The sequence below is a fragment of the Actinomycetota bacterium genome (genome assembly GCA_036280995.1).
In the GTDB taxonomy this organism is placed as follows: Bacteria; Actinomycetota; CALGFH01; order CALGFH01; family CALGFH01; genus CALGFH01.
On sequence record DASUPQ010000345.1, the window covers coordinates 1 to 5,251 of the forward strand.

Annotated in this window: 5 protein-coding genes; all 5 read left to right on the top strand. The window is 76.0% G+C overall.

Features of this window, described 5'->3' with window-relative positions; all coding sequences use genetic code 11:
* On the top strand, positions 1–746 hold a 746-nt coding region (locus VF468_11815), incomplete at its 5' end, for a hypothetical protein (GenBank protein HEX5878984.1).
* Positions 743–1,549, top strand: a complete 807-nt coding sequence (locus tag VF468_11820) for a hypothetical protein (protein ID HEX5878985.1) — start codon at positions 743–745, stop codon at positions 1,547–1,549. The genes VF468_11815 and VF468_11820, both read left to right, overlap by 4 nt.
* Positions 1,550–1,762: 213 nt before the next feature.
* Positions 1,763–2,566 (top strand): hypothetical protein, encoded by an 804-nt coding sequence (locus VF468_11825; protein ID HEX5878986.1) that lies wholly within the window; start codon positions 1,763–1,765, stop codon positions 2,564–2,566.
* Between the two features lie 4 nt (positions 2,567–2,570).
* Positions 2,571–3,794 carry an FAD-dependent oxidoreductase gene (locus VF468_11830; protein HEX5878987.1) on the top strand — a complete coding sequence of 408 codons (1,224 nt, stop codon included), beginning with the start codon at positions 2,571–2,573 and terminating at the stop codon, positions 3,792–3,794.
* Between the two features lie 227 nt (positions 3,795–4,021).
* Positions 4,022–4,903 (top strand): PAC2 family protein, encoded by an 882-nt coding sequence (locus VF468_11835; GenBank protein HEX5878988.1) that lies wholly within the window; start codon positions 4,022–4,024, stop codon positions 4,901–4,903.
* Positions 4,904–5,251: the final 348 nt, after the last annotated feature.

The following is a 5,251-nucleotide window of genomic DNA, read 5'->3' on the forward strand; positions in this document are numbered from 1 at the left end:
AGCACCTGTTCACCATCGGGGCCGACGGCCGCGGCCTGCGCCGGGTCGGCGACGACGACGCCGGCGAGCTCGACCCGGCCTGGTCGCCCGACGGCCGCCGGATCGCCTACGCCCGGGCCGAGCCCTTCCGGTTCAGCCCACCGCCGTCGGTCCACCTGGCCCGGCCCGACGGCTCGGGCCGCCGCGACCTCACCCCGAGCCAGCCCTCGTTCCAGCCCGACTGGTCCCCCGACGGCCGCCGGGTCGCCCTCACCGTCCCCGGCGCGATGGAGACCACCGAGATCTCGATCGTCGACCTCGACGGGTCGCCGCTCGCGCTGTTCGACGACACCCCCACCTCCGACAGCGAGCCCCGCTGGTCCCCGGACGGCCGTCGCCTGGCCGTCTCCGCCTACGGCGGCCCCGACAACGACGACGTCGCCCTGATCGACCCGGCGACCGGCCGGTTCCGCCGCCTCACCGACGGCCCCGGCTACGAGCACTCGCCGGCCTGGTCGCCCGACGGCCGCCGCATCGCCTACGTCAACGACGGCGCCGTCCACGTCATGCGCGCCGACGGCTCCGCCGACCGCGCCCTGACCCGGGGCCGCAAGGACGCCGCCCCGGCCTGGTCCCCCGACGGCCGCCGCCTCACCTTCGTCCGCGACGGCAACCTGTTCATCACCGGCCCCGACGGGTCGGGCGCCGCCTGCGTCCGGACCGGCATGCTCCTCACCAGCGGCGCCCGATGGCGGCCCCTCCCATGAACCGGCTGTGGACAACCCTGCGTCCCACCTGCCCGGACGGGCTTCCCTCCCGGTTCGGGGGCCCCGGGAACCGGGGAGGGGCGGGCTCCGGCGCGCCCGGCGGGCGCGGGTTCCGCCCGCCCGGTCGGCGGCTGGCCGTGGTCCTGCTGGCGGGGATCGGGATGCTGGGGCTGGTCGGGTGCGACCCGGGGTCGCCGGACCGGGAGGCCGGCTCCCCCACCACGACCTCGGCCGCGGCCGGGGGCGGGACCTGCGAGGCGACCCGGGGGGAGCCCGCCGGCCAGGGAGGGGAGCGGGTGGCGGCGGCGGACGCGCCGTCGACGGCGCGGCTCGGGCCCGGCGGGGACGTCGAGCGGACGGCGGAGACCGTGGCCGCGGGGCGGGACGGGGAGCGGCTGGTGGTGGAGGGGACGGTGTACCGCGCCGACTGCCGGACCCCGCTGGCCGGGGCCTCGGTGGCGGTGTGGCAGACCAACGCGGCCGGCGAATACGGGCCCGGCCAGGGGACCAGCGCCGAGCGCTGCTGCTACCTGGCGGCGGCGCTCCGGACCGACCAGCGCGGGCGCTACCGCTTCGAGACGGTCAAGCCGGGCCACTACAGGGGCGAGGCGGAGCCGCCGCCGGCCCACATCCACTTCGAGGTCCAGCACCCCGACGCGACCGGGCTGCTGACCGAGCTGCTGTTCGAGGGCGACCCGTGGCTCCAGCCCGGCGCGCTGGGCGAGGTGGTGGCGCCCACGCCGGTCCCCGGGTCGGCCCCGCCCGAGCTCCGGGCGCGCTTCGACATCGTGCTCCGCCCCTAGCCTCCCGGACGAATTCCTTGAGTCGGGCGGCTCGGTGCCGATCGGGTCTGCAGACCCGACGACCCTGGCGGCGCACTTCCGGGGGCAGCGGTGCGGACGAGGCGGTGGCGGTTCCACCTGGGCGGCAGCTGCGCGCTCGCCCTCGCCTACGTGTACCTGCCGTACCCGGCCTGAGCCACCCGGCCAGACGCGCCGTGGCATGCTCGACCCGCGATGGGAGACGCGACCCTCACCGCCGCGGAGCGGCGGCGGCTGGCGCCGGTGGCCGCCGCCCTGGCCCGCGCCCGCGACGCCGGGCCGCCCCGCCTGGAGCCGGTGGCCGGGCCCATCCCGGCCACCGGGGCCGCCGGGCTCCTGGCCGGGACCTTCAACCCGTTCACCCGGGCCCACGCCGCCCTCGCCGTGGCCGGCCACCGGGCCGGCTGCCGGGTGGTGGTGCTGGCCATGGCCCCGGTCAGCCTGGCCAAGGAGGGCCTGGAGCGCGCCCACCCGGTGGACCGCCTCGACTGGGTCGCGGCCTGGGCGCGCCGCCACCCATGGGCCGTTCCGGCCGCGTCCAGCCACCCCCTGCTGGTCGACATGGCCGAGGCCCTCGGCCGCGCCACCGGAGGGCGGGTGGCCCTGCTGCTCGGAGCCGACAAGGCGGCCCAGCTGGTCGAGCCCCGCTGGTACGACGATCCGGCGGCGGCCATGGACCGCCTGGGCCGGGCGGCCACCCTGCTGGTCGCCGAGCGGGCCGGCCACCGGGCGCCCGACCTGCCGGTGGCGGCGGCGCCGCTGCCCACCGCGGCCTGGGTGCCCGAGCGGTCCTCGACCCAGGCCCGCGACGCCGCCGCCCACGGCCGGCCGCTCGGCGAGCTGCTCCCGGCCGCGGTCGCCCGCGGGGTCGAGCGGACCGGCGCCTATGCCCCCGGCGACGCCTACGGGGTAAGGATCCGGGCCCTGGAGGCGCTAACTGTCTCAGGTGGACACGGAAGGCTAGGCTTCCGTCCCGAGGCCCCTGACCGCCGGAGGTAGCCCCATGGCCGTTCGCGACATGGAGTTCGTGATCATCGGCGGCGGGGTGGCCGCCGCCAAGGCGGCCGAGGGGGTACGAGCCGCCGGCGGCGAAGGCTCCGCCGTGGTCCTGACCGCCGAGCCGGAGCTGCCGTACGAACGGCCGCCGCTGTCCAAGGAGTTCCTGCGCGGCGAGGCCGGCCGCGAGAAGACCCGCACCCACGACGAGGCCTGGTACCGCGACCACGACGTCGAGGTCCTGCTGGCCACCAGGGCCAGCACCCTCGACCCGGCCACCCGCACGGTCACCACCGAGGTCGGCGACCAGCTCCGCTACGGCGGCGGCCTGGTGCTGGCCACCGGCGCCCAGCCGGTCCGGCTCGGGCTGCCCGGCGAGGACCTGGAGGGCGTCTACTACCTGCGCACGGTCGACGACGCCGAGCGGCTGCGGGCGGCCATCTCCCGGGCCGAGAACATGGTGATCGTCGGCGGCGGCTTCATCGGCGCCGAGGTCGCCGCCAGCGCCACCCAGATGGACACCCGGGTGACCCTCCTGGAGATGGCCGAGACCCTCTGGACCCGGGCCGTCGGCCCCGAGATGGGCCGCTTCTTCGAGGACTTCCTGCGCGACCGGGGCGTGCACGTCCGCACCCGGACCCGGGCCGAGGCGCTGGAGGGCGGCGAGACGGTGGAGGCGGTGGTGCTGCCCGACGGCTCCCGGCTCCACGCCAACCTGGTGGTGATCGGGGTCGGGGTCCGGCCCGACACCGGCCTGGCCGAGCAGGCCGGCCTGCCGGTCGACGACGGCATCCTGGTCGACCAGGAGCTGCGGGCGGCCGAGGGCGTGTTCGCCGCCGGGGACGTGGCCAACGCCGAGCACCCGCTGTTCGGGCGCATCCGCATCGAGCACTGGGCCGAGGCCCTCAACCAGGGCCTGCTGGCCGGCCGGAACCTGGCCGGGGCGGGCGAGCGCTACGACCGCGTGCCCTACTTCTTCTCCGACCAGTTCGACCTGTCCCTGTCCTACCTGGGTCACGTGCGGGAGTGGGACGAGCTGGTGGTGCGGGGCAGCCGCGAGGTCAAGGAGCCGAGGTTCGTCGCCTGGTATCTGCGCGAGGGCACGCCGCGGGCGGCCCTGATCGTCAACGACGGGGACGCCGAGGACCCGGTCCGCGAGGTCATCCGCCGGGCCCAGCCGGTGGACGCCGCCCGGCTGGCCGACGAGGGCGTTGACCTGGGCGATCTGTAGGCCGGGGCAAAAAGGGCCCCCGCGCCATCCGGGGGGGCCAAGACAGCGCGAGGGGCCGCAGTGGGCATAGTACGCCGTTTTCGCGGTCTGTGTTGTGCCAGAGGGGGACGACGGCCCTCTTGCGAGCAAGATCGCCCCATCGACGGACCCCCCTGCCTCGGCCACCGTAGGCTCTGCTACGTAGGCCAGTCTGCGCCCCTCTTGCCTTCCGTGGCATCGTGGAGAGCATGGATCACACGACGCTGATCAGGCGGCCCCGGCTCCGGGGCCCCGTGCTGCTGGCCGCCTTCGACGGCTGGAACGACGCCGGTGAGGCCGCCACCACCGCCCTGGACGCGATCGGGGACGGGCTGGCGGCCGAGACCTTCGCCGTCATCGACCCCGAGGAGTTCTACGACTTCCAGGCGACCCGTCCGACGGTGCGGCAGGTCGACGGCCACCGGCGGATCGAGTGGCCGTCCATCGAGCTGCGCGCCGCCCGCCTGCCGGCCGCCGAGCACGACCTGATCGTGGTCAGGGGGCACGAGCCCAACCTGCGCTGGCGGACCTTCGCCTCGGAGATCGTCGAGCTGGCCGCCGACCTCCGGGTCGAGATGGTGGTCACGGTCGGCGCCCTGCTGGCCGACGTGCCCCACACCCGGCCGGTCCAGGTGGTCAGCTCGGCCGGCGACCGGGACCTGGCCGAGCGCCTGGGGCTGAACGTCTCCCGCTACGAGGGGCCGACCGGGATCCTCGGCGTCCTCGGCGACGTGGCCACCCGGCAGGGCATCCCGACGGTCGGCCTGTGGGCCGCCCTGCCCCACTACCTGAACCTGGCCCCCAACCCCTGGGGCGCCATGGCGCTGATCCGGGAGCTGCGGCGGCTGCTGCCGATGGCCGTCGACACCAGCGCCCTGGCCGGCCAGACGGAGGCCTTCGACACGGCCGTGGCCGAGCTGGTCGAGGAGAACCCGGAGCTCGCCGGCTACATCGAGCGGCTCGAGGCCGACACCGACGACGAGGACGAGGACGAGGAGGGGTCGCCCGGCCTCGCCGACCTCCCCCCCGAGGAGCTGGTCGCCGAGGTCGAGCGCTACCTGCGCGACCACCCGGGCGGATCGAGGAACTAGCTCCGCAACAGGATCCGGCCCTCCGGGCCGGATGGGCCGGGCGGGCCGGTTGGCTGCCGGGCCGGTACCTGACCCGGCGGGCAGGGGCAGCTCGAGCCGCTCTGCGACGGCAGCCTGCGCCCTTGCCAGGCCGGATGCTAGCATCCGGTCAATCATGTCAATAGTCTTTAACTCATCTATCTCGTCGAGGACGCTGGCGCGGCTGCGCCGAACTCGGCAAACCACCGCGCGAGCAGGCACGATGGTGGCGAACGAACCGGCCCGACACCCGCCCAGGAGGCAGCGACCACATGGATCCCGTCGTCCCGTCGACCGGCTGGGGGGTCACGCACCTGTTCTTCCGCGTCG

Coding starts and splice junctions, on each gene's coding strand:
- VF468_11820 (HEX5878985.1), top strand. CDS start 743: ATGAACCGGCTGTGGACAACCCTGCGTCCCACCTGCCCGGACGGGCTT.
- VF468_11825 (HEX5878986.1), top strand. CDS start 1,763: ATGGGAGACGCGACCCTCACCGCCGCGGAGCGGCGGCGGCTGGCGCCG.
- VF468_11830 (HEX5878987.1), top strand. CDS start 2,571: ATGGCCGTTCGCGACATGGAGTTCGTGATCATCGGCGGCGGGGTGGCC.
- VF468_11835 (HEX5878988.1), top strand. CDS start 4,022: ATGGATCACACGACGCTGATCAGGCGGCCCCGGCTCCGGGGCCCCGTG.